Genomic DNA, 22,825 nt, shown 5'->3' on the forward strand with positions numbered 1-22,825 from the left:
TACGATGTCACGCATCGCTTACTGGCACGAATCGGCACGCTCATCATGACCACGACCTTTCCCCACCTGCTCGCCCCGCTCGATCTCGGCTTCACGACGCTGAAGAACCGCGTGCTGATGGGCTCGATGCACACGGGCCTCGAGGACAGCCGCAAGACGCTGCCGCGGCTCGCCGAATATTTCGCCGAACGCGCCCGCGGCGGCGTCGGCCTGATCGTGACGGGCGGCTTCGCGCCGAACGTGGCCGGGTGGACCAAGCCGTTCGGCGGCACGCTGATGACGTCGGCCGCCGCGCGGCGGCATCGCGAGATCACGGAGGCCGTGCACGCCGAGGACGGCAAGATCGCGCTGCAGATCCTGCATACGGGCCGCTACGGCTATCACCCGTTCGCGGTCGCGCCGTCGAAGATCAAGTCGCCGATCTCGCCGTTCGCGCCGCATGAACTGAGCGCAGGCGGCGTCGAGCGGCAGATTCGCGCGTTCGTCCGCTGCGCGAAGCTCGCGCGGGAAGCCGGGTACGACGGCGTCGAGATCATGGGCTCCGAAGGCTACCTGATCAACCAGTTCATCTCGATGCATACGAACAAGCGGACCGACCAGTGGGGCGGTTCGTACGAGAACCGCATCCGGCTGCCGATCGAGATCATCGAGCGTACGCGCGAAGCGGTCGGCCGCGATTTCATCCTGATCTACCGGCTGTCGATGCTCGACCTGATTCCGGACGGCAGCGACTGGAGCGAAACCGTGCAGCTCGCGAAGGCCGTCGAGCGCGCGGGCGCGACCATCATCAACACGGGGATCGGCTGGCACGAGGCGCGGGTGCCGACGATCGCGACGTCGGTGCCGCGCGGCGCGTTCGCGTGGGTGACGAAGAAGATGAAGGGCGAGGTCGGCATTCCGCTCGTGACCACCAACCGGATCAACCGTCCCGAAGTGGCCGAGCAGATCCTCGCGGACGGCTGCGCGGACATGGTGTCGATGGCGCGCCCGTTGCTCGCGGATGCCGAGTTCGTGGTCAAGGCCGCGCAGGGCCGTGCCGACGAGATCAATACCTGCATCGGCTGCAACCAGGCGTGCCTCGATCACGCGTTCAAGAACCAGATCGCGTCGTGCCTGCTGAACCCGCGCGCGTGCCACGAGACGGAACTGAAATACACGCCCGCCGCGCAGCCGAAGCGCATCGCGGTGGTTGGCGCGGGGCCGGCCGGGCTCGCATGCTCGACCGTGCTCGCGCAGCGCGGCCATCAGGTCGACCTGTTCGACGGCGCGGCCGAGATCGGCGGCCAGTTCAACATGGCGAAGCGGATTCCCGGCAAGGAAGAGTTTCATGAAGCGCTGAGCTACTTCGGCCGCCAGGTCGAGCTGACCGGCGTGAACCTGCACCTGAACCGCCGCGTCGACGCGAGCGACCTGATCGCGGGCGGCTACGACGAGATCGTGCTCGCAACCGGCGTCGCGCCGCGCGACCCGAAGATCCCGGGGCAGGACGGGCCGAACGTGCTCAGCTACATCGACGTGCTCGCGGGCAAGCAGCCGGTGGGCCGGCGTGTCGCGGTGGTTGGGGCGGGCGGGATCGGCTTCGATGTCGCCGAGTATCTGGTGCAGGAGGGTGAATCGCCGGCGCTCGATCTGGAAGAGTGGAAGGCCGAGTGGGGCGTGACCGACCCGGCCGCGACGCGCGGTGGCGTGACGCGTGCGCAGGTGACGGCGCCGGCGCGCGAAGTGACGCTGCTGCAGCGCAAGGCCGCGCCGCTCGGCAAGGGGCTCGGCAAGACGACCGGCTGGATTCACCGCGCGACGCTGAAGATGAAGCAGGTGAAGATGATCGGCGGCGTGAACTATGAACTGATCGATGCGCGCGGGCTGCACGTGTCATACGGCGAGCAGCGCACCGATCACGAACTGATCGAAGCCGACACGATCGTGCTCTGCACGGGGCAGGAGCCGCAGCGCGCGTTGCTCGCGCCGCTGCAGGCGGCCGGGCGCTCGGTGCACCTGATCGGCGGCGCGGAACTGGCCGCCGAACTCGACGCGAAGCGCGCGATCGATCAGGGCTCACGGCTCGCCGCGCGGCTGTAACGGACGGTCGCTGCAACGGCCCCTCGAAGGTGCGCCGCGTGGCGGTGATCCGCCTGCGGGGCGATTCGTGGCTCGCCGGCTGCCGCCCCGATTCGCTGGCGCAGGACTGAAACGAGCCGCAACGCCGGCCGCGTCGCCACGTAACGTGGCGGCGCTACCCCGACAGACCGTGACGGCGACTGGCCATCACACGGCTCAGGCCGCTTCGGCCCGTTCTTCCTCTTCCGCTTCCAGCATCGCCTTGACGATCAGGTAGATGGCCGGGAGGTCGTCATCGTCGCGGCGCCAGTCGACCGGCTCCTCGACATCCGCGGCGACCAGGCGGCTGTCGCGCAGCCGGATGAACGCGTCGACGACGGCCGGATCGTTGCGGCTCAGGAAGCCGGCATTCGAGAATGCCAGCTCTTCGACGTTCAGCAGCGCCTGCCAGCTCATCGTGCGCACGGCCGCGGGATGGGTGCGGCGCCGCAGGCCGAGCGCCCGCTGCGCGGGGCCGCCCGCGACTCGCTGCAGATCGACGACCGCCCGCTGCGCGGCGCGCTCGAAGTGGACGGGGTTGAAGCCGGGTTGCTCGGGATCGAATGCGGATGCCTGGAACATGGTCGCCTCACAAAAGTCCGTTCGTCTGTGAATGACGGAATTCGGGTCAAATGGTGCAAAAGCACTGTAAATATATACAGTGTTTGGCGCGGTTTCAAGCCCCGGATGAAGGATTTCGTGCGATGGCGATCGAAGCGGGCGGCCGCCCCGGGCACGCGACCGATCTACACCGCTGCCGCGATCGTCTCCCGCAACCACCGATGCGCCGGATCGCGATGCACGCGTTCGTGCCACAGCATCGACATTTCATAGCCGGGCACGTCGACGGGCGCGGCCACCACGCGCAGCGCGGGCACGTCGCGCACGAGCCGCTCGGGCACCATCGCGACGAGATCGGTGCTGGCCACCGCCGACAGCACGAACAGAAAATGCGGCACCGACAGCACGACGCGCCGCGTGGCGCCCACCTTCGCGAGCGCTTCGTCCGTCACGCCGAAGAAGCCGCCGCCGTCGGGCGACACGATCACGTGCTCGAGCGTGCCGAACTGCGCGAGCGTCGGGCGCCGCTTCAGCTTCGGGTGCCCGGCACGGCCGATGAGCACGTAACGCTCGGTGAACAGCGGCAAGCGTCGCATGCCGGGCGGCGACGCTTCGGTCATATGGAAGACGAGATCGATGCCGTTTCGTTCGGTATCCTGCTCGATGCGCGGCGGTACCAGCTCGACCACGGCGAGGCGCGTGGCGGGCGCGGCCGAACGCAGCGTGTTCAGCGCGGGCAGCACGATCGTCGATTCGCCGTAGTCGGTCGCGGCCACGCGCCACGTGTTCGTCGCGGTCGCGGGATCGAACGGCGTGGCCGGAATCACCGCACGCTCGACCGCTTCGAGCGCATCGCGCAACGGTTCGCGCAGCGCTTCCGCGCGCGCGGTCGGCCGCATTCCACGCGGCCCCGGCAGCAGCAGCGGATCGCCGAACACGTCGCGCAGCTTCTGCAATTGCACGCTCACCGACGGCTGCGACATGTTCAGTTTCTCGGCCGCACGCGTGACGTTGTGCTCGGCGAGCAGTACGTCCAGCGTGACGAGCAGATTGAGATCGAGTCGTCTGAGATTGTTCATGGCTATACCTGGAATATCAGGAATTCATTTCAAATATACCGTTGGCGGCGGCATCCTGCAGTCATTCAATCAACGGAGTACCGAACATGAATGTGCTGATCGTCTATGCCCATCCCGAACCGCGTTCGCTGAACGGCGCATTGCGCGACTTCTCCGTCGCCCATCTCGAAGCGGCCGGCCACACGGTGCAGTTGACCGACCTGTATGCGATGAACTGGAAGGCGGCGTTCGACGCGGACGACGTGACCGATCGTGCGCCCGATGCGCGGTTCGATCCGTCGCTCGACTCGAAGCGCGCGTTCGCGGCGGGTACGCAAAGCGAAGACATCGCACGCGAGCAGGAGAAGCTGAAGTGGGCCGACGCGGTGATCCTGCAGTTCCCGCTGTGGTGGTTCTCGATGCCGGCGATCATGAAGGGCTGGTTCGAGCGCGTGTATGCGTGCGGCTTCGCTTACGGCGTGGGCGAGCATTCCGATACGCACTGGGGCGATCGCTATGGCGAAGGTTCGCTTGCCGGCAAGCGCGCGATGGTGATCGTCACGGCAGGCGGGTGGGAGTCGCATTACAGCCCGCGCGGCATCAACGGGCCGATCGACGACGTGCTGTTCCCGATCCAGCACGGGATGCTGTATTACCCGGGCTTCGACGTGCTGCCGCCGTTCGTGATCTACCGGACGGGGAAGATGAACGACGCGCGCTTCGACGAAACGCGTGCGGCGCTCGGCAAGCGTCTGGATGAACTGTGGACCACGCAGCCGATTCCGTTCCGGCGGCAGAATGCGGGCGATTACGAGATTCCGGCGTTGACGCTGAAGGACGGGATCGTGCCGGGGAAGGCGGGGTATGCGGTGCATCTGGCGCACGAGGGCTGATCGCGCGTGATCATGAGCGGGCGACGTACCGTTCGATGCGCAGGCGACCGGGCGGTTCAAAGTAAGTGCCGAAACGCACGAGCCCCGCGTTCTTCAGGTGGCAGGTCATCTCGAAGCTGACGAAGATGCCCGGATCGCGGTTATCGACGATTCCGACGTCGATCGCGCGAATGCGTGGCTCGTACTTCAGCAGCGTCGCCTCCATCTGCTGCTTGAGCAAATGCGACGACGCGGGCAGAGCCTTGTAGATGTTCGTCAGGTCAGGTAGGCCATAGTCGGGCAGGTGTTTCAGCGCGCCTGCCCGCGTGTTGAGAATGCGGCGCACGTTCTGCTGAACGCTCAGGCATTCGAGTGTGCGGTCGTCGTATGCGCCGATCGGTTCGCCGCCGATCTGGCCAAGCAGCATGTCGTAGAGGGACGGGCCGGCGGTCATCGATGGCTCCGTTGGCCTGCGCCTTCATTGATGGCCCGCGGTACGTCGGTGAAATCGATTGTCATCGTACCGTCGGGCGCTGCCGACAGCAGGATTTCACTCGGCGTGACCCCTTCAGCCATCCGGGCAAGCAGTTCGTGCGAGACAACCGGCAGCACGCGTTGATTGAGGAACGCGTCGACGCTGCGTGCGCCGGATTGCCGCGACACGCAGCGTTGCGCGATCGATTCGATCAGGTCGTCGGCGTACGTCGGTGTCACGGCATGTTGCCGATGGAGGCGCCGGGCAATCTTGCCCAGCTTGATGCGCACGATCGACGCGAGCGCGGCGGCGTCGAGCGGCCGGTAGACGAGCGTCTGGAAGCGTGCGAGCAGCGCCGGCTGGAAGTGCGCGACCAGTTGCGAGTGAATGGCCTCTCGCAGGCCTGCCTGCGTAATCGACGCGCCGTCGGCTGTCGCGTCGTCGATTTCCACACTGCCGAGATTGGACGTCATCACGATCACGCAGTTGCGGAAATCGATCTCGCGCCCTTCGCCGTCGCGCATCGTGCCCCGGTCGAACACCTGATAGAAGATGTCGAGTACGTCGCGATGCGCTTTTTCGACCTCGTCCAGCAGCACGACGCTGTACGGGCGCTGGCGCACTGCTTCGGTCAGCACGCCGCCGCGTCCATAGCCGACGTAACCGGGCGGCGAGCCCTTGAGTTGCGACACCGTGTGCGCTTCCTGGTACTCGGACAGGTTGATGGTCGTCAGCGCGGCCTCGCCGCCGAACAGCAGATCGGCGAGCGCCAGCGCGGTCTCGGTCTTGCCGACGCCGGACGGCCCTGCCAGCAGGAACACGCCGAGTGGCGCACGTTCGCTTTTCAGGCCTGCCTTGGCCGTGCGCAGGCTCTCGGCCAACGCGCCGATCGCATCATCCTGTCCGACCACGCGTGTGGTGAGCGCCGCTTCGAGCGCGAGCAGGCTGCGCAATTCGTCCTCGACGAGATTGCCGACCGGCACGCCCGTCCATTCAGCGACGACTCGCGCGATGGATTGCGCATCGACGTCGGCAGAGATCATGGGTGCTTTGCCCTGAGCGGTCCATAACGCGTCGAGCGCGTTGGAAACGGCTGCCGGGTCGGGCGCCTGATCGGTTGCGCCACGGAGGGCGCGCAAGTTGCCGACAAGTTCTTGTTCCCGCGCGTACTGGCCGAGCAGCGCATCGGCGGTGTCGCGCATGTCTTCGTGTTCCCTGTCGATCGCGGCGCGCCGCTCGGCGATGTCGACGATCCCGGCGCTGGCGTCCGCATCGAGTGCGGCGCGCTCCAGTTCGAGCGCCTCCAGTGTGGCGCGCGCCTGCTGCAGTTCCGCAGGCGGTACGTCGAGCGCCATCCTCACGCGTGCGGCGGCCGTATCGATCAGGTCGACGGCTTTGTCCGGCAGCTGCCGGGCTGGAATGTAGCGGCGCGACAGCCGCACGGCCGCGACGATCGCTTCGTCGCGGATGTGGACGTCGTGATGCTTCGCGTAGCGGCTCGCAAGCCCGCGCAGCATCAGGCAGGCAGCTTCGTCGTCGGGTTCGTCGACCTTGATGACCTGGAAGCGCCGCTCGAGCGCGGCATCGCGTTCGAAGTATTCCTTGTATTCGGCCCACGTGGTGGCCGCGATCGTGCGCAACTCGCCGCGCGCGAGCGCCGGCTTCAGCAGGTTGGCCGCATCGGCGCCGCCCGCCGCGTTGCCCGCGCCGATCAGCGTATGCGCTTCGTCGATGAACAGCAGGATGGGCGTCGTCGAAGCGCGTACCTCGTCGATCACGTTCTTCAGTCGTTGCTCGAATTCGCCCTTCACGCCGGCCCCGGCCTGCAGCAAGCCGAGATCGAGCGTCAGGATGCGCGTGCCACGGATCGTGTCAGGCACACTGCCGCCGACCACGCGCAAGGCGAGCCCTTCGACGAGCGCGGTCTTGCCGACGCCCGGCTCGCCGACCAGAATCGGATTGTTCTTGCGGCGGCGCGCGAGCACGTCGATCATCTGCCGGATCTCGCGGTCGCGTCCGAAGACGGGGTCGATCTCGCCACGACGCGCCTTTTCGGTCAGATCGAGTGCGAAGCGGGCGAGCGCGTCATGCTCGATCGCGCGCGCGGGCGGGTGTGGTGCGGCGTGGGCCGACGTCGTCGTTCCTTCGGTGGGCAACCTGTCGACCGGGTCGGTTTCGTGCGTCGATACGGGTTCATCCACTGCGTTTTCGCAGGACCGTCGTCCGAGCCGGGGCAGCACGCGCCGGATCTGCACGCTGGAGATCGACAGCAGTGGCCACGCCCGCTGGGTGCGCAGCACGTATGGCGCATCGACGATGGCCTGCAGCAGATGCCCGGAGCGAATGGCGCCGCCGGGATCGTCGGCCATTGCATGCGCCCACGCATCCTCGATCACGGTGGCGAGCTGTCGCGACAGCGACGGCATGCCGCGCAACGTGCGTGGCATGCGGTCGATCACATCGATCATGGCATCCCAGACGGCATCGATATCGAGGTCGTAGTGTCGCAGAAGGGCGGGGATGTCGCCGTCGTCCGCTTCGATCAGCTTCAGCACCCAGTGCTCGACCGCGATTTCGTCGGCGAGCCGGGTCTGGCAAAGACTCGCGGCGGCCTCGAGCGCGCGTGTGCAGTGGGGATTGAGGCGACGAATGAGATGGGAGGCGTCCCGGAGAGGCGGCGTCATGTCGGTAGCGGATCAGGAAGGGAAGCGGGCGGGCGCGCAAAGCGGCGGAATCCTGTCGCGCACGCGCGCCGGATTCCGCCAGCCGGTCAGCACATCAGGAACGTTCGTTCCAGGTGTCCTTGTGGATGATGTTGCCGTCCTTGTACGCCCACGTGATCGTCTCGTAACGCAGTTCCACGTCTTCGAGATGGTTGTGCTTCTCGTAGTCGGGGTTCTTGATGTCGAGCATCTTCGGCTTCACCGCGACGATCTTCACGTTGTCGAGCTTCGTGTTGAAGTATTCCTTCTCCTTGCCCGCGTCGTCGATCCGGTACCACTTGATTTCGACCGACTTCAGCGTCTGGCCGCTCGTCACAGCCTTGTACAGGTACGGCGTCGATGCGTCCGTCTCCTTCGTCAGCGTGATCGGCTTATGCACGCGCGTGCCGGTCAGCTTGCCCGTATTGCCGTCAGTCGGAATGTGCACACCGTGATCGAATGCAACCAGTTCGACGCTACCCTCGCGATCCTGGACGGTCACCGAACCCTTGATGTCCGCACCGCCGTCGTCCTTGAGCCACATGTAGGCCGGAATTGCCATTTGTTCACTCCTTCTTCTTCGTACTACGAATCGCCGGAATCGGATTCCGGCGTTGACAAACCCGAGGCGACCGCCTCGGGAACCCAAACGCGTATTACTTCGCGGCACCGGTCGGGACGGCAGGCACCGGCGTATCGGGAACGAGCGTGATCTCGACCCGACGATTCTTTGCTCGCCCCTCCGGTGTGGCGTTATCCGCGACCGGTCGCGTATCGCCATAGCCCTGGATCGCGAACTGTGTCGGTGGGATGCCGGATGCCTCGACGAGCCAGTCGCGCACGGCCGACGCACGATCGATCGACAGCTTCAGATTGCGATCGGGCCGGCCCTGATCGTCCGCATAGCCGGCGACGAGCACGCGCTTGCCGGGATGCGCCTTGATCAGTGCGAGCGCATCGACCATCGCGCGCGTGGTGCCCGTCTTGAGCTGCGCTTTGCCACTGTCGAACAGCGACATGCTGTCCAGCGTGACGACGGCGGGCGGCGGTAGGGGCGGTTCATACGAGGCGATGGCTTCGTTGAGGACCGGCAGCAGCGGTGTACCGTGATAAGTGCCGAACGACAGCCGGAGCGGAACGCCGACACGCGCGTACCGGTCGAGCTGATCGCGATCCGACGCAAGGACTCGGAGCGCGTCGCGTTTTGCCGCGTCCTGCGTGGCAGGGATACCGTTGTAGCGTTCGAGGTGCTCGCCGATGCGAGCCATCAACGCCTCGTTGTTCTTCCCGGCGCCGCAGATGGCGGCGATCGCAGCACAGGCAACGATCGCAATGACGTGCGCGACGGCGGTGATGCGCGGCGATCGCCACGACCGGCGTGGCGTCGCGTCGATCAGCGGCTGCGGCAAGGGCCAGGGCAGCGGCGACGCAGGCAGGGCAGCGGGAGCGATACCCGTCAGGCTGCGTACTTCACGTTCCCACGGTTTGCCGGGGCCCGTTGCCGGGCCATGGTCGATCCAGCCGGCGCCGAACAGCGGCCAGGGCGAGGCGGGCTGGCGTCGATCCGTCAGCGGGTCGAACACGACACGGCGGCTCCACCCGATCATCGAGGCGATTCCGGCGGCGCGCGCCGCGACCGCCAGGCTTCCGTCGGCATGAAGCGCATCCGACTCGGCTGCGTCGATTGCGGCGTCGAAGCGGTGTAGATCGACGATTGCAGATCCCGTCGACATGCCATACCAATGGGCCGCCGATTCACCGGCCGCCGACATCGTCGCGCCATCCAAGTTCGAGAGTCGCTGATAGAGGGCGACGTAGCCCGGCAGCGACGTGCCAAGCATGCGTGACGCATCCGCAACGGCCTGACGGATCACGCGCAGCGACTGCGACAGCGTATCGTCGTTCGCATGAAGGCCCGGCGCGACCGACAGCACGACGCAATCCGGCGCATGGCCGTCCCGCCACTGGCGAACCGCGACGGCGAGCCTGGGGAGATCCTGGGGCCGATCTGCGCGTAACCAGATTGCACCGTCGCCGACATGGACGAAGCGCGAGCTTGCCGCATCGCGATCGAACAAGGCCGGCAGGCCGTCACCGGTGACGAGGGCGAGCGGCATTCTCGTGCGCAGAGCGACGGGCAGGTCGGTGGTCGCTGCGCCGAGCTGCGCGATCACGTGTACGTTCCGTTCGCGAGCCCGCGTCAATCTGCGCGAATGCCGCCAGAGGATCAGCACGGAGAGTGCGACGACGATTGCCACCCATCCCCACATGACGCCGCGATCGACGGGCAACACCCATCCGATGACGGCCAGCGCCAGTGCCGCGGACAGCGTCACGACCGTGCGTAGCGGATAGCCCAGGCCCGACAGGGCCGCGCGTGCCGCATCGGAATCGGCGTGGGTGGCGGCAGGCGGGAGCGTGGTGTCCAAAGTCACGGCCGTTTCACTTTCTGAACGAGTTGTGCCAGTTCCGCATCGAGGATGCGATCCCACGCGAACCAGACGAGTATCGCGATCACGCAGGCCGTTCCCGCGATCGCCCATGGCGACAGGCTTCTGAGACGGTCGATCAGACGCGTGTTCGAGCGATCGGTGACGAAGCCCGGCCGCGTGGCCGGCCGCAACTGATCTATCTGCGCCACCAGTGCGGCGATCAGTGCCTGACGTTTCGCTTCGCCGTCGTGCGCGTCTGCCGATGCGCCCGAGCGGGCGGCGTATCGGCCGCGGAATCCCAGACCGAGAACGGCCGCGTAGCATTCGAGCAAGTCGACGTTCGGTGCGGGTTCGCGCATCCGGAACTCGAGTCGCTCGTAAATGCGCGTGCCGGCGTCGTGCGTGCCGAATCGGTCGACCTGCAACGGTCGGGACTCCCAGTCCCCCTTGCTGGCGGCCGGCAGATACCGCAGGGCGGCTTCGTCGATCAGCCCGCACTGGGCGATGACGGCATCGTCCCGGACGTCAGCGGCAATCCCTTGCGCATCGAGCGCTGTCGAGAACTGGGCGACGAGCCGGAGGCATTGCCGACGCAGGTTCTCATGGTTGTCGACCTGACCGCCGTTCGACAGGTGAGAGACGAGCAGCGCCGTATCGCGCAGCAGCGCACGTATCGGCGCTCGAGGCGAGTGACCGGACGACGGCTCCCGCGCAAGCAGCGCGGCTTCGTGACGCGTGGAGACGAGGGTGTTCATCAGCGCAGCACCGCATAGAGTTCGATTGACGCGTCGGGAACCGACGCCGGCAGATAGATCTGGCAGGCACGCGCGGCGAGCATCCTCGCATGCGCGGCGTCGTGCGCATCGAGCGCGAAATAGTGGTTGTCCAGCCGGACCGGAATGGCGCCGGGCACCCGCTGCACAGCCTTGAGCGGAATTCCCGCCACGGCGGAATTGACGATGTGTTGGACGTCGTCCGGTGCGCCGATCTTGCACAGGCGCGGGAACTGTTCGACGAGCTCGAATGCCGGTAGTGCGGCGTTGACGGACAGATACCAATCAGCCGCGCCCTCGACGATGCGCTCGTCGAGGAACTGTCCGACCCAGGTGGTCGGCGTCGTATGCGAAAGCCCGATCGAGACGACACGCGAAGGGATGATCGCGTCGAGCAGATCGCGAATCAGCGATTCGAGCGTTGTGAACACGTCATGGGCGCTCGCATGATCGTAGGGGGGAATATCAGTCAGCGAGACACGCGTCGAGAACGTGGTCAGCGAGCCGGCCAATTGGGTGAGTACCTGGTACAGGCGATCGGTCGGCTGCCCCGGGTGCGACGCGAGGAAGCGCAATTGCGGCCACGCCTGATGAATGCAGTTCAGGAGCCAGAAGAGCTGGACGTCGGCGACGCCGTATTCGGCCACCTGCTCGATGCGCTCGCTGCGGCGTGCACCGAGGATCGCGCTTTTGGCGGCGAGGATATCGGCGATCCGTTGGACGCGCTCGATATGCAGCGCGTGACCGGATAACGTCAGGCAAGGCGGGACATATCGGCGATCGACCTGGAACTGCCCGCTCGTCGTCCGCATCAGTCGTGCGATCGCGCATGCCGTGTCGTCCGCGTGCGACTCGAAGCCGAACAGCAACCGGACGGCGTGGCGCTCGGCGGCGATTTCGGTTTCGCTTGCGCCGTTCAGGTCTGTCACCTTGACGAATTCGCGATACGCGCGCCGCGGGCGGGCAAGCGCCGTTTCGTCGAAGCGGCAGTTGTTGCCGTTCGCATCGGGCAGCGCGAGCGCGGCCAGCACGTCGATGGTCTGGGCATCGACAGGAATTTCGCTGGCCAGGTCGCGCGCGGGCGGCAACGCATCGGCGACGGTCGTGTCGATCGGCGTGCCGTCGGGGAAACGCAATTGCAGCCGGGTGAGCTTCAGGCGACCGGCGGCGAGAGCCTCTTCGTCGACGTCGACGTTGAGCGTTCCCCACGGCTCAACGGCAATCGCCGAAGCCAGTTGTTGCAGCGCGAACCCGTTCCAGCGTTCCTGCTGCTGGAAATGCTGCTGCGTAAGAATCAGCCCTTCATGCCAGAGCGGTTTGTCGATCCGCATGGTGTGGTCGTAATGATCCAGGAATTATGAGGCGCCGATTCTATACATCGTTTTGCGATTTCGTATACCCCGGGTAATTGGAATTTGTTGTAAATCGTGTCTATTAAATTGAGATAAATGATGAATTTATTTTGAGATTATGGGGGGTGAGTATGATTTTCGGCGTTCGGGTTGTGCGATGCGGCTTTTTATCAAGATTCTTCGACCTTGTTGTGTTCGAATTTATTTATGAAAATCAATTGCTTGTATGGGGGTATAAATTTTATTGGATAGCGGTCGCAGATGGTGTGCGCACGCTTCGGGTTACGTCGGGAGGTCGGGCAAAAAATAGGACCAGTCTCATTATAAAAAATCGTCTCGTCGTTAATTTCCGATTTTTTGTGTTTCTGGTTTACTCGTTGATAAAGGCCGTGATATTTTCTGCCGCCTGAGTCGGATATCGGGCCGCGAATATCCGACTCGGTCGTCCGTCGATGCACGTTGCGGGGTTCGGCATGGGCGATGCGGACGACGGAGCATCCGTGGTCGTGGGTGCGTGTCGCGGAGTCTTCAAGCTTCCTGAGATAAGGAGAACGAATTGGATAGCTTTCAGCGAGAGATCCCGAAGAGCCGGGTGTCGATCACCCTCGATCTGCATACGGGCGGGGCGCAGAAGAAGGTCGAGCTGCCCCTGAAGCTGCTGGTGGCGGGCGACTTCAGCGCCGGGCGCGAACAGGCGCCGCTGGCCGAGCGCAAGAAGGTCAACATCGACAAGAACAACTTCGATGCGGTGCTGGCCGACTACGCGCCGGATCTCAAGATCGTCGCGGACAACACGCTGGCCGGTGACGGTTCGGAACTGCCCGTCAACCTGTCGTTCCGGTCGATCAAGGACTTCGAACCCGAGCAGGTGGCGCGCCAGATTCCCGAACTGCAGGCGCTTCTCGCGATGCGCAATCTGCTGCGCGACCTGAAATCGAATCTGCTCGACAACGGCACATTCCGCCGCGAGTTCGAGAAGGTGCTGAAGGACGACCGCCTGTCCGCGAAGCTGCGCGGCGAGCTCGCGCAGATCGCGACCGCCGCGACGCAGCCGGAAGGGCATGCGTGAACGCCGCTGGGCAAAACGCGCGTTCAGCGCATTCCGCAACATCGTAGCGATTCGATCGCAGACAGGACCCGAGATGAAACCCACTGAAACCCAGCAGAGCGGCGCGACCGAGACCGTCGTGCTGGACGCCCCGCACGGGGATATCGACAGCGTCTATGCGTCGCTGTGCAGCAAGATCAACCTGAGGCCCATCAGCGAGGCGCGCCCGCTCGAGGCGTTCCGCGACAACGACATGCTGTCCGAGGCATCGGCCGACGAACGGATCGCGCGCGGCATGGGCGCGTTCCTCGAACTCGTCGCAAAGGCGAGCCAGCCGGTGGATCGCCTCGACAAATCGCTGCTCGACTTCCACATCGGCCAGATCGACCGGCAGATCGGCCGTCAGCTCGACGCCGTGATGCATACGTCGGAATTCCAGGCGCTCGAAGCGCGCTGGCGTGGCCTGAAGATGCTCGTGAGCCGCACCGATTTCCGCAAGAACGCGCGCATCGAAGTGCTGGACGTGTCGAAGGATGCGCTGCAGCGCGACTTCGAAGATACACCGGAACTGATCCAGAGCGGCCTGTACCGCCTGACGTACATCGAGGAATACGACACACCGGGCGGCCAGCCGATTAGCGCGATGATCAGCGACTTCGAGTTCGCGAATTCGCCGATGGACGTCGCACTGCTGCGCAACATTTCGAAGGTGGCGGCCGCGGCGCACATGCCGTTCATCGGCTCGGTCGGTCCGGCGTTCTTCGGCAAGCAGTCGATGGAGGAAGTCGCGGCGATCCAGGACATCGGCAACTACTTCGATCGCGCCGAATACATCAAGTGGAAGAGTTTCCGCGATACCGACGACGCGCGTTACGTCGGTCTGACGATGCCGCGCGTGCTCGGCCGTCTGCCGTACGGCAAGGACACGGCGCCGGTGCGAGCGTTCAATTACGAGGAGGCTGTCAAGGGCCCCGATCACGACAAGTACCTGTGGATGAATGCGTCATTCGCGTTCGCGGCGAACATGGTGCGCAGCTTCGTGAGCAACGGCTGGTGCGTGCAGATCCGCGGGCCGCAGGCGGGCGGAAAGGTCGAGGATCTGCCGGTCCACCTGTACGACCTCGGCACCGGCTACCAGCCGAAGATCCCGACCGAAGTGCTGATCCCGGAAACGCGCGAGTTCGAGTTCGCGAATCTCGGTTTCATCCCGCTGTCGTTCTACAAGAACCACGACTTTGCGTGTTTCTTCTCCGCGAACTCGGCGCAGAAGCCGGCGCTGTACGAGACCAAGGAAGCGACCGCGAACAGCCGCATCAATGCACGGCTGCCGTACATCTTCCTGCTGTCGCGCATCGCGCACTACCTGAAGCTGATCCAGCGCGAGAACATCGGCACGACCAAGGATCGCCGTCTGCTCGAACTCGAGCTGAACAACTGGATCAAGGGGCTCGTGACCGAGATGAAGGATCCGGGCGACGAGTTGCAGGCGTCGCATCCGCTGCGCGAGGCGAAGGTCACGGTCGAGGATATCGAGGACAACCCGGGCTTCTTCCGGATCAAGCTGTTCATCGTCCCGCACTTCCAGGTCGAAGGGATGGATATCGGGCTGTCGCTCGTGTCGCAGATGCCGAAGGCCAAGAACTGATCTGACGTTTGAGCAGGATCCGCCGGGGTGACGATTGTTGTCCCGGCGGCGTGTGGTTGCGCAACCGAGAGAGTCGATGTCGATGATTTTGCCTACGCAGGCTTATGAATTGAAGCTGGCGCCGCATCCGGCGCCTTTCTCGATCCTGAAGTTCACCGGGCTGGACCGCGTGAGCCAGCTTTATCGATACGAGATCGAATTCACAAGCCCGACAGCGGGGATTCCGATGAACCAGGTGCTGGGTCGGCCGGCAAAGTTCATTGCCGATCCGGTCGATCCGGACATGGATTACCTGCGGAAGATGTTCGGAGAGAATGCGGCGCAGTTCAGTGCGAAACCGATGGCTTATACGGTTCACGGTGTCATCACGCAGTTCGACGAGCTTGGGACGTCGGCGGACGAGACGCGCTACCGGGTCGTGCTGGAACCGACGCTGGCGGATCTCGATCGTGGCGTGACCAGCCGGCTGTTTCAGAAGCAGTCGGTCGAGGAGATCGTGACCGACACGCTGCGGCATTACGGGTATCGCGCGGGTGTCGATTTTCAGTTTCAGTTGCGTGGGCAGTACAAGCGTCGGGAGTACGTGACGCAGTATCACGAGACGACGTTCGCCTTCATTCAGCGCATTTGTGCGGAAGAGGGGATCTGGTTTCGCTGGGAGCAGAAGAAGGATCGCGCGGTGGTCGTGTTCGGCGACGATCTGGATGCGTATGCGCGCAAGCAGCGCACGGTGCCATATCGGCGTGACTCGGGGCTCGAAAGTGTTGGCGCCGATGCGATCAAGGCGCTCGGGCGAGAGATGAAGCGTGTGCCGGAGGCCGTGCGGTTGCATGACTACAACCATCGGCAGGCCGGGGTATCGCTGCTGGTCGAGGAAAACACGGCGCGCGACGACAAGACGACGAATGCCGTCGATTACCACTGGGGCGAGCATTACGAGACGCCCGAAGAGGGGAAGCGGGTTGCTCGGTTGAGGCATGAAGCGTATCTGGCCGAGCAGATTACATTCAAGGGGACGGGCAATCCGTTCTGGCTCGAAGCCGGCGAGGTGATGCGGGTCGAGCCGAATCCGGCTGATGCGAAGCACGGGGTTTTCATTACATCGGTTGAATCGCACGGCGGGCGTAACGAGTCGTACTGGGTGGCGTTCGAAGGGATTCCGTCGGATCGTGTGTGGCGCACGTCGATGGCTTCGGTTTCGCGGCCGGTGGTCGACGGGATTCTTCCGGCGCGGATTACGTCGCCGGGCAATTACAAGTATGCGTATCTGACCGAACAGGGCTGGTACGTGATCAAGCTGCCGTTCGATCTTGACGAATGGAGCCCGGGTGGGACGAGCCGGCCGGTGCGGTTTGCGAAGCCTTATAGCGGTGACAACTACGGGCATCACTTTCCGTTGATCGACGGGGCAGAAGTGGCGATTGTCCATACGGACGGCGATCCGAACCGGCCGGTCATCATCGGCGCGATGCATGACAGCGTGCATTCGGATCTGGTCAACAACCTGAACCATACGCGAAACCTTATTCGGACGGCTGCGCAGAATGAGTTGCGGATGGAGGATAAGGAGGGCAACGAGCATGTCCACCTGGTAACGCCGTTCCAGGCCAGTCAGTTGAATCTCGGGTTCATGGTGGACACCGATCGTAAGGCGCGAGGAAAGGGAGCCGAACTCGCTACCTACGGACATGCGTCGATTCGGGCAGCAGACGGCGTGCTCGTATCGGCCGAGGCACAACCAGGCGCGGCCGGCGATCAGCTTGCGATGCAAGACGCGGACGCAACGTTCGCGCAGGCCGAAGAAATTCTGCGTTCGCTCAATGACGCCGCGAACGCAGCAAAGGCACTCGAAGCCGAGGCCAATCAGCAACGCGAGCTCATCGAGAAGAAGCTGAGCCGTCTCCAGAAGCCCGTCATTGTTGCAAGCGCACCCGAAGGTGTTGGCATCGCAAGTGGGCAGCACGTTCAGGTCGCTGCTCGCAGGCAGATGTTCGTCACAGCGGGCGACGGATTTGACCTCGGCGTCATGAAGCGAATCACGGTGGCGGCCGGTGAGGCGATTTCGTTCCTCGCGGCAAAGCTCGGGATTCGACTCTTCGCAGCAAAGGGCAAGGTCCAGATTCAGGCGCAAGGCGACGGCATGGAACTGATGGCAATGCGGGACATGCAGATGAGTTCGTCGGATGGCGGAATCACGATAACCGGGCGAAAAGGCGTCACGATCGGTGACGGTTCGGGTGCCTATATCAAGCTGTCAGGCGGAAAGATCGTTCTCGGGAGTCCTGCGGGCGAGATCGAGCTAAAAGGCAATCTGACAGTGAACGATGCGGACGGCGGGAGTTTCAAATTCCCGACGTGGTCCGCTGCGCCGCTCAACGAAGTGAAGAGCACATTGAATTTCGGATTCTCGGAGTAAGCCCGACTATGGCGACCAAATCCACACCGAAAAAGACGCCGAAGCAACCGGCACCGCCCAAGCCCGCGCCGGCGCCCGCCAAGCCTGCTCTGAAGCAATTGTCGTTTGCGTTTCCGTTTTTGCGCAAAGGGAACGGCAAGTCCGATGCTTCGATTCGATTCACCGATGAGCACGATATCTATCGGCTGCTGGCCGAGCGTGAGCCATCCGGGACCTATCTGGCGAGCAGTAGTGGAATGTGGCACGGCGGAATTCATATCACGGAGGCTGGCGCGGGGCAGTCTCTGGACCTCGATGGGGGATTGCGCTGTATCGCCGATGGCGTGCTGATCGCGTATCGCGCCAACAAGGCCTATCCAGTCAGCAAGCTTGCCCTGACCGATAACGGATTGCCGTACGAGGCGCCGTACAGCACGGGCTTCGCACTGGTGCGGCATACGATGGAGTTCCCACGGGACACGAAGCTGACGTTCTACAGCTTGTACATGCACCTGATGTCTTGGGAGGACTACGCAAACTTCCCGAAACGGGAGAAGCCGTCGTATTGGCCGCGGCAATGGCTGGTGACGCAGTATGCGCAGGATAAGTCACTGTCGGGTAGAAACGGTCAGGCTCCCGATCCGACGCAGCAGGGGCTGCGAGTTCGCAAGACGCCGAACGGTGTGCCGATTGCTATTCTTCCCCAGGGAGCCCATGTCGGCATCGGGAAGATTGAGACGAAGAACGGGAAGCCGTGGGGACAACTGACGGATCTCCACGGGTCGTCGCTGTATCCGCAGGAAGCGGGCGGATACGTCCAGCCATCGAGTGCGATCGGTGGGTGGCTATTTCTCGGCCAGGAAAACGGAGGGCCTGTCGCTCAGGAGACGGTTCAGGACTCGTTGTTTGATCGAGTTGTGGTGGTGACGGATCAGGCCAAGCCTGACGACACACCGGGCATTCCAATCAAGGCGGGGGACCTGATCGGACACCTGGGGCGATACTACTCGTTGAATCAATGTAGTTCGGGCGCTCGGATCGCGCACATTGAGGTCTTTTGCGATGACAGCATCGAGTCGTTCCTAGAGCAAGGGCGTTCATGGGTCAATCAACACGGTCCGCAAAAGGAGGATTGGGCGGCGCTGGGGCTCTCTTCCGATCCGACCATTCTTCGAATTGAGGCAGGTACGGTGCTGTATCAGCGTACGGCGGACAACAAGTTTGTACAGGGCGCAGATCCGCAATCGAGGAAAACCGACCGTGTGCAGGTGTATTCGCTCGCCGAGTTGGCGCGGGATTCGAAACGGCGCGTGGTGGAGCCTCATCCGAATCCCAATCCAGGTTTCCCCGTGAGTTGGTGGCACGTTGATGGCGTGACCGAACAAGGGCAGCCGATTGACGGTTGGGTGTGTGACTTTAACCACCCAGGAGGGGGGCGGGTCACACGGGAATTCGCACAAAAGTGGATCGACTTTAGGTGTGTTTCGGATGCGCATGATCCGGTACATACGATCTTTGCGAAGATCCAAGCGTGGGCTGATTACGCGAGTGGCGCAAATATGCCGGACCTCGCTTCGTGTTCGAAGCTCAGCCCGCTGATGCTCAAGGTGTATGGCGCGCTGTTCACGAAGGGCGATGGGAGTCGCGCGGCTGACGAGCTCTGTACGTTGTCAAAGATCGAGCGAGGTGGATATCCGTGGTTGATGCAGGCTGCGTCACGATTGATAGTCAAGCACGAGAGCGAGTGGGCGAATCCGTCGAAGTGGAAGCAGTTGATTATCGAGTTGGAGAGGCTGACGGGGCCGAAGTCACAGCATGAGGAAGAGCAGAAGCGGATCGAGAAGCTTGCGTGGTGGGATGAGGTAGTGGCCGGGGTGCCGGGTTTCCCGGGGTCGGAGGTTTTTCACATTCATCCGGTTGCGTTCGTGGGGAATTTTTTCAAGGGCGATACTTGCGCCTGCGGATGCTGCCTCGGCAAGGTGTTTAAACGCTATCGTTGGATTAGACATCGGCGAAACCATCCGCCGCAGACATACTATGGTCCTCTCTATGCCGGTACAAAGAAGTTGGACAAGTTCACAGGATGGGACGATCTCATTGCTAAGTCCAAGGCCACTGAGGACGAAAAGGCAATCGTGATCGCCATGTCGTCCAACGAAGGCAACATGGATGCCGTACAGGCCTGGGATTGGCAGACATTCAGTGCCGGTGCCATGCAGAAGACCGTGACGCCCGAAGGCTACGGAGAACTCCCACAACAGATCTGGGAGTTCCAGAACGAAAATCCTAATCTGTTTGAGGAAATTTTTGGCCGATGCGGATGGTCCATTAAACAGGAGAGAGGTCCGAGGATCTACTATTCGTCCAGTGATACCGCAAACGAGAAAATCACAGGGCAGGAGCTCTATGTTTTCATCAAGAAAGGGTTTCAGGAAGCAGACAGTGGATTCCCAAAGGAATCGAAACCATTGGCTTCCATTGCGCACGCGATGATCAACGAGGAGTATCAGAAGAAGCAGGTTCTGGATTTCATTGGCCGTTTACACATTGCCATCGCTAAGAAACCGAGTGGCTATAGAAATTCAGCAAGTAACTTCTTTCTGTCTCGTTTGGGGCGCGCGCTTGTTCTTGATCACGACGTCAATGCACCCGGTAATGTCTCTGCAGATATTGGAACATCGATTAATACACTTCGGGCACGGCACCCGGGATTGGGCGCAGATCCGACGCAATGGGGTGATAACCGGGCGCAGTATGAAAATGAACTTATTCAGATCTATGGCCCGTCACGCCACATGAACTCTGCTGCAGAGCGTTACAACCATCTTCGCGGATTGCTGTAGAACTCAAAATGACTCGTAAATTTCTATTTATGTTCTTGGTAGTACTGTCTGCCTGCGTTCAGGCGCAGGTAAATGTGTTGGGTGAATCAAGTGTTTTAGAGTATGCCGATGACGGGCACAACGTCTACCGATCGCTACGCTTTAAACGCCCAGATGGCACGATGTTTACCCCTTTCGATGAGGGGTTGAGATTTTACAAGCCCGGCGCCAACAGTCTGTCTCCGGACAGACAGTACTCGATCGTGAGTTTTTCTGCTAAAGGAGATCTCGACGATTCCAGCGCTATGTATGTGCATACCGAGTATCTGTGTGCCTTCGTACGTATGAAGGACGGTTGCATTGTGCATGTTGCACAAGACGCTGTCTGTGGTGGGGAGTGGCGCCCGCCTCACCAGTGGTCCATCAACATTGAGCCTATCTTCGATAATCCACCTAATGCAGCCGACACCTATAACGCTTACACATCGAAATACAAAATCGGATACCAAGTTTCACAGCCGCCAATTTTAGCCTATCTGGCGGAAGGCACCTCCTTTGACAATCTGCTTGCGTGCGACCCACCGAATGCAGGTAATAAAAGCGCATATTCTAAACTACTTGTCCAATTACAAGGAGATGGAGACGCCGAAAACGCCACCAAGCTGAAGAAGATTCTGAGTGGTGACCGGAGTGGCACATCCATCCACGTAGCGCCAGTTGAGTCGGGCGCCTGGGTCGCCTATGCAGTGATTTCCAAGAAGGCATATCTCTATGGAAAACCCGGTAAATCATCGGTTACCAGAGCCTACCTTGTGCAAGGTGATTCGGTATTGGTGAATAAATCTAGCTTGTCGCAGGGGTTTGTAGCTTCAAGGTATCGTCAGAAAAGCGGAAATATTATAGAGCGATGGATTCGTTGTGATGATGTGAATGCGTGCTCCGCAGGTAATTGAATCGTCTATTTTTAATTTCTTACCTAGGTATTCAAGGTGAAAAATCTCGCATATGAAGGTGACCCAACGATCCACGATGGCAAGATTCTGACCGGCTCCGATCGCGTCAAGGTGAAGGGGCGACGGGCCGCCCGTATCGGCGACAAGGTTTCGTGTCTGATCCACGGTGACAACGAAATCGTCGAAGGCGGCTTCAGCATGAAGGACGGCACGATACCGCTGTCGCGAGACGGTGATCACACGCGCTGTCGAGCCGTTCTGATTGTTTCGTCCTGTGGAGCGCAGGTCCGGTAAGCGATGCCTATCGATTTCAATCGTGTGCCGCCGCGCGTGAATGTACCGGCTGCCCCCCCCCAGGTTTCGATGATCATCTGGAAAAGCGAGATTGCTGATAATTCATTGAACGTTGGTGATGATGGAGTAAAAAAGTTACCCATCTGATAAATCCCGGGTTGGCGGGCCTATCTGAGCGGCGAGAGTTCAAGAAAGAAATTTCTCCGATATTTAACGAATATTTAATTTCGGGGTGTTTGGATGATTAATATTTTTATTGTTCTGATTTCTGTTTTTGTGAGTACGTCAGTCTGGGCGAAGAATGCGTGCGTGGATTTCCTTGGGGAGCAGAGTTATCCGCCGTTGAGCATAGGAAGTGGAGTGGTCTGTTTCGTTCAAGAGCCAGTGTTGGACCGTAAGACTGGGATGTTTGTCGGTGCTGATTCAATTTCGCTATATTATTTGTCCAGAAATGGATTTCCAATAAAAGCTGAAGGGCGAGGGCTGCTTTATGATGATACCCCTGGTGAAATCGTTGATGCTTTTTTTCTGAGAGTAGGTCGCGATCGCCGTGAGAAGGTATTTGTAATTCATAGTTTTGATGTTAGGTACTCTCTTGTTGAGAAAAATTCATCTGGAAAATTTTACTCGGTCTCTGTATTTGAGCTTGCTGGAGATGTTTTGCGTCAAGATGAACATGCTGCAGATTGGTTTGGGGCGGATTATAGTTGGCTGTCTGACGGAAATAGGGTGGTCTACAGATATCCGTATCAATCTAGAAAGGATGTCCGCCTGGCGATGAAGTCTTCCCTTGCTTTGTTAATAAATGGTGGTGATGCTGTTCGATCTAAAGTCAAGCGAAAAACGTACCTATTTAATGAACCAAATATTAGGGGTGGGACAAAAAAATATTTGATTGAGAGTGATCGGGTGGCGGTTGAGAGAGCCACAGCTGGATGGTGCAAGGTTGATTATTCTGGTGGTGCAGTTCCGGTAAAAATGTGGCTGCTTTGTAGTGCTCTTGATGTTGGTGGGGAGTAGCTGAGATTTTTTTGAAGGTGGCGGGCATTGATTTTTCAATTATTTGAAATAGAGCATGATAGGGTTAATGAAAAATATCGCATACGAAGGTGACGCAACGAGCCACGGTGGCAAGATCCTGACCGGTTCGGACCGCATCAAAGTGAAAGGCCGCCGGGCTGCTCGCGTCGGCGACAAAGTCTCGTGCCCGATCCACGGCGACAACGAAATCGTCGAAGGCAGCTTCAGCATGAAGGACGGCACGACACCACTGTCGCGAGACGGCGATCACACACGCTGTGGAACTGTCCTGATTGCTTCGTCCTGCGGAGCGCAGGTCCGGTAAG

The 22,825-nt window shown here is 61.5% G+C and carries 18 protein-coding genes; 10 read left to right on the plus strand and 8 right to left on the minus strand.

Translation table 11 applies throughout. The features are described from left to right. The first annotated feature begins 45 nt into the window (after nt 1–45). Nucleotides 46–2,079, plus strand: a complete 2,034-nt coding sequence (locus LGM56_RS16730; RefSeq protein WP_226205797.1) for an NADPH-dependent 2,4-dienoyl-CoA reductase — start codon at nt 46–48, stop codon at nt 2,077–2,079. Nucleotides 2,080–2,274: 195 nt separating this feature from the next. Here LGM56_RS16730 and LGM56_RS16735 read toward each other — a convergent pair whose 3' ends face one another. Both LGM56_RS16735 and LGM56_RS16740 read right to left on the minus strand, forming a co-directional pair. Beyond that, on the minus strand, nt 2,275–2,679 hold the full coding sequence (locus LGM56_RS16735; RefSeq protein ID WP_039344831.1) for a DUF2471 family protein: 405 nt from the start codon (nt 2,677–2,679) through the stop codon (nt 2,275–2,277). Nucleotides 2,680–2,843: 164 nt separating this feature from the next. Then, nucleotides 2,844–3,737, minus strand: coding sequence for a LysR family transcriptional regulator (locus LGM56_RS16740; protein WP_226205798.1), 894 nt, complete (start codon nt 3,735–3,737; stop codon nt 2,844–2,846). An 86-nt stretch (nt 3,738–3,823) separates the two neighbouring features. On the opposite strand from LGM56_RS16740, the gene LGM56_RS16745 reads away from it, so the two are divergent. Further along, the gene (locus tag LGM56_RS16745) at nt 3,824–4,609 is read left to right on the plus strand and encodes an NAD(P)H-dependent oxidoreductase (RefSeq protein ID WP_226205799.1); all 786 of its coding nucleotides are present in this window, start codon (nt 3,824–3,826) and stop codon (nt 4,607–4,609) included. A gap of 10 nt (nt 4,610–4,619) precedes the next feature. Here the strand turns inward: LGM56_RS16745 and tssE are convergent, their stop codons facing one another. The 6 genes from tssE to tssK all read right to left on the minus strand — a co-directional run bounded on the left by tssE (nt 4,620) and on the right by tssK (nt 12,301). After that, nucleotides 4,620–5,042, minus strand: a complete 423-nt coding sequence (tssE, locus tag LGM56_RS16750; protein ID WP_226205800.1) for a type VI secretion system baseplate subunit TssE — start codon at nt 5,040–5,042, stop codon at nt 4,620–4,622. Beyond that, nucleotides 5,039–7,747, minus strand: coding sequence for a type VI secretion system ATPase TssH (gene tssH / locus LGM56_RS16755; protein ID WP_226205801.1), 2,709 nt, complete (start codon nt 7,745–7,747; stop codon nt 5,039–5,041). The genes tssE and tssH overlap by 4 nt, the downstream gene beginning before the upstream one ends. A gap of 94 nt (nt 7,748–7,841) precedes the next feature. After that, nucleotides 7,842–8,327, minus strand: a complete 486-nt coding sequence (locus tag LGM56_RS16760) for an Hcp family type VI secretion system effector (protein WP_089497485.1) — start codon at nt 8,325–8,327, stop codon at nt 7,842–7,844. Between the two features lie 94 nt (nt 8,328–8,421). Continuing rightward, the gene (locus tag LGM56_RS16765) at nt 8,422–10,200 is read right to left on the minus strand and encodes an OmpA family protein (RefSeq protein WP_226205802.1); all 1,779 of its coding nucleotides are present in this window, start codon (nt 10,198–10,200) and stop codon (nt 8,422–8,424) included. Next, nucleotides 10,197–10,952 carry a DotU family type IV/VI secretion system protein gene (locus LGM56_RS16770; RefSeq protein WP_226205804.1) on the minus strand — a complete coding sequence of 252 codons (756 nt, stop codon included), beginning with the start codon at nt 10,950–10,952 and terminating at the stop codon, nt 10,197–10,199. The genes LGM56_RS16765 and LGM56_RS16770 overlap by 4 nt, the downstream gene beginning before the upstream one ends. Beyond that, complete coding sequence (gene tssK, locus LGM56_RS16775) at nt 10,952–12,301, minus strand: type VI secretion system baseplate subunit TssK (protein ID WP_226205806.1); 1,350 nt, start codon at nt 12,299–12,301, stop codon at nt 10,952–10,954. Before tssK ends, LGM56_RS16770 begins: the two co-directional genes overlap by 1 nt. A gap of 577 nt (nt 12,302–12,878) precedes the next feature. Here tssK and tssB point away from each other — a divergent pair. From tssB to LGM56_RS16815, 8 genes are all read left to right on the plus strand, one after another. Further along, a complete protein-coding gene (gene tssB / locus LGM56_RS16780) occupies nt 12,879–13,391 on the plus strand; it encodes a type VI secretion system contractile sheath small subunit (protein WP_089497482.1) in 513 nt (170 codons plus the stop codon). 73 nt (nt 13,392–13,464) lie between these two features. After that, nucleotides 13,465–15,015: a type VI secretion system contractile sheath large subunit gene (gene tssC / locus LGM56_RS16785; protein WP_226205808.1), complete on the plus strand. Its 1,551-nt coding sequence runs from the start codon at nt 13,465–13,467 to the stop codon at nt 15,013–15,015. 76 nt (nt 15,016–15,091) lie between these two features. Next, nucleotides 15,092–17,431, plus strand: coding sequence for a type VI secretion system Vgr family protein (locus tag LGM56_RS16790; protein ID WP_226205810.1), 2,340 nt, complete (start codon nt 15,092–15,094; stop codon nt 17,429–17,431). An 8-nt stretch (nt 17,432–17,439) separates the two neighbouring features. After that, nucleotides 17,440–20,253: a hypothetical protein gene (locus LGM56_RS16795; protein WP_226205812.1), complete on the plus strand. Its 2,814-nt coding sequence runs from the start codon at nt 17,440–17,442 to the stop codon at nt 20,251–20,253. An 8-nt stretch (nt 20,254–20,261) separates the two neighbouring features. Then, nucleotides 20,262–21,185 carry a hypothetical protein gene (locus tag LGM56_RS16800; protein ID WP_226205814.1) on the plus strand — a complete coding sequence of 308 codons (924 nt, stop codon included), beginning with the start codon at nt 20,262–20,264 and terminating at the stop codon, nt 21,183–21,185. 36 nt (nt 21,186–21,221) lie between these two features. Further along, complete coding sequence (locus LGM56_RS16805; RefSeq protein ID WP_226205816.1) at nt 21,222–21,479, plus strand: PAAR domain-containing protein; 258 nt, start codon at nt 21,222–21,224, stop codon at nt 21,477–21,479. A 240-nt stretch (nt 21,480–21,719) separates the two neighbouring features. After that, on the plus strand, nt 21,720–22,499 hold the full coding sequence (locus LGM56_RS16810) for a hypothetical protein (protein WP_226205818.1): 780 nt from the start codon (nt 21,720–21,722) through the stop codon (nt 22,497–22,499). A gap of 67 nt (nt 22,500–22,566) precedes the next feature. Continuing rightward, nucleotides 22,567–22,824: a PAAR domain-containing protein gene (locus LGM56_RS16815; RefSeq protein WP_226205820.1), complete on the plus strand. Its 258-nt coding sequence runs from the start codon at nt 22,567–22,569 to the stop codon at nt 22,822–22,824. Nucleotide 22,825: the final 1 nt, after the last annotated feature.

Source organism: Burkholderia sp. AU38729, assembly GCF_020419725.1.
Taxonomy (GTDB): Bacteria; Pseudomonadota; Gammaproteobacteria; order Burkholderiales; family Burkholderiaceae; genus Burkholderia.

What these genes read in the sequence shown, in the direction of transcription:
- LGM56_RS16730 (WP_226205797.1), top strand. Translation starts at nt 46, where the DNA reads ATGACCACGACCTTTCCCCACCTGCTCGCCCCGCTCGATCTCGGCTTC.
- LGM56_RS16735 (WP_039344831.1), bottom strand. Translation starts at nt 2,679, where the DNA reads ATGTTCCAGGCATCCGCATTCGATCCCGAGCAACCCGGCTTCAACCCC.
- LGM56_RS16740 (WP_226205798.1), bottom strand. Translation starts at nt 3,737, where the DNA reads ATGAACAATCTCAGACGACTCGATCTCAATCTGCTCGTCACGCTGGAC.
- LGM56_RS16745 (WP_226205799.1), top strand. Translation starts at nt 3,824, where the DNA reads ATGAATGTGCTGATCGTCTATGCCCATCCCGAACCGCGTTCGCTGAAC.
- tssE (WP_226205800.1), bottom strand. Translation starts at nt 5,042, where the DNA reads ATGACCGCCGGCCCGTCCCTCTACGACATGCTGCTTGGCCAGATCGGC.
- tssH (WP_226205801.1), bottom strand. Translation starts at nt 7,747, where the DNA reads ATGACGCCGCCTCTCCGGGACGCCTCCCATCTCATTCGTCGCCTCAAT.
- LGM56_RS16760 (WP_089497485.1), bottom strand. Translation starts at nt 8,327, where the DNA reads ATGGCAATTCCGGCCTACATGTGGCTCAAGGACGACGGCGGTGCGGAC.
- LGM56_RS16770 (WP_226205804.1), bottom strand. Translation starts at nt 10,952, where the DNA reads ATGAACACCCTCGTCTCCACGCGTCACGAAGCCGCGCTGCTTGCGCGG.
- tssK (WP_226205806.1), bottom strand. Translation starts at nt 12,301, where the DNA reads ATGCGGATCGACAAACCGCTCTGGCATGAAGGGCTGATTCTTACGCAG.
- tssC (WP_226205808.1), top strand. Translation starts at nt 13,465, where the DNA reads ATGAAACCCACTGAAACCCAGCAGAGCGGCGCGACCGAGACCGTCGTG.
- LGM56_RS16790 (WP_226205810.1), top strand. Translation starts at nt 15,092, where the DNA reads ATGTCGATGATTTTGCCTACGCAGGCTTATGAATTGAAGCTGGCGCCG.
- LGM56_RS16795 (WP_226205812.1), top strand. Translation starts at nt 17,440, where the DNA reads ATGGCGACCAAATCCACACCGAAAAAGACGCCGAAGCAACCGGCACCG.
- LGM56_RS16800 (WP_226205814.1), top strand. Translation starts at nt 20,262, where the DNA reads ATGACTCGTAAATTTCTATTTATGTTCTTGGTAGTACTGTCTGCCTGC.
- LGM56_RS16810 (WP_226205818.1), top strand. Translation starts at nt 21,720, where the DNA reads ATGATTAATATTTTTATTGTTCTGATTTCTGTTTTTGTGAGTACGTCA.
- LGM56_RS16815 (WP_226205820.1), top strand. Translation starts at nt 22,567, where the DNA reads ATGAAAAATATCGCATACGAAGGTGACGCAACGAGCCACGGTGGCAAG.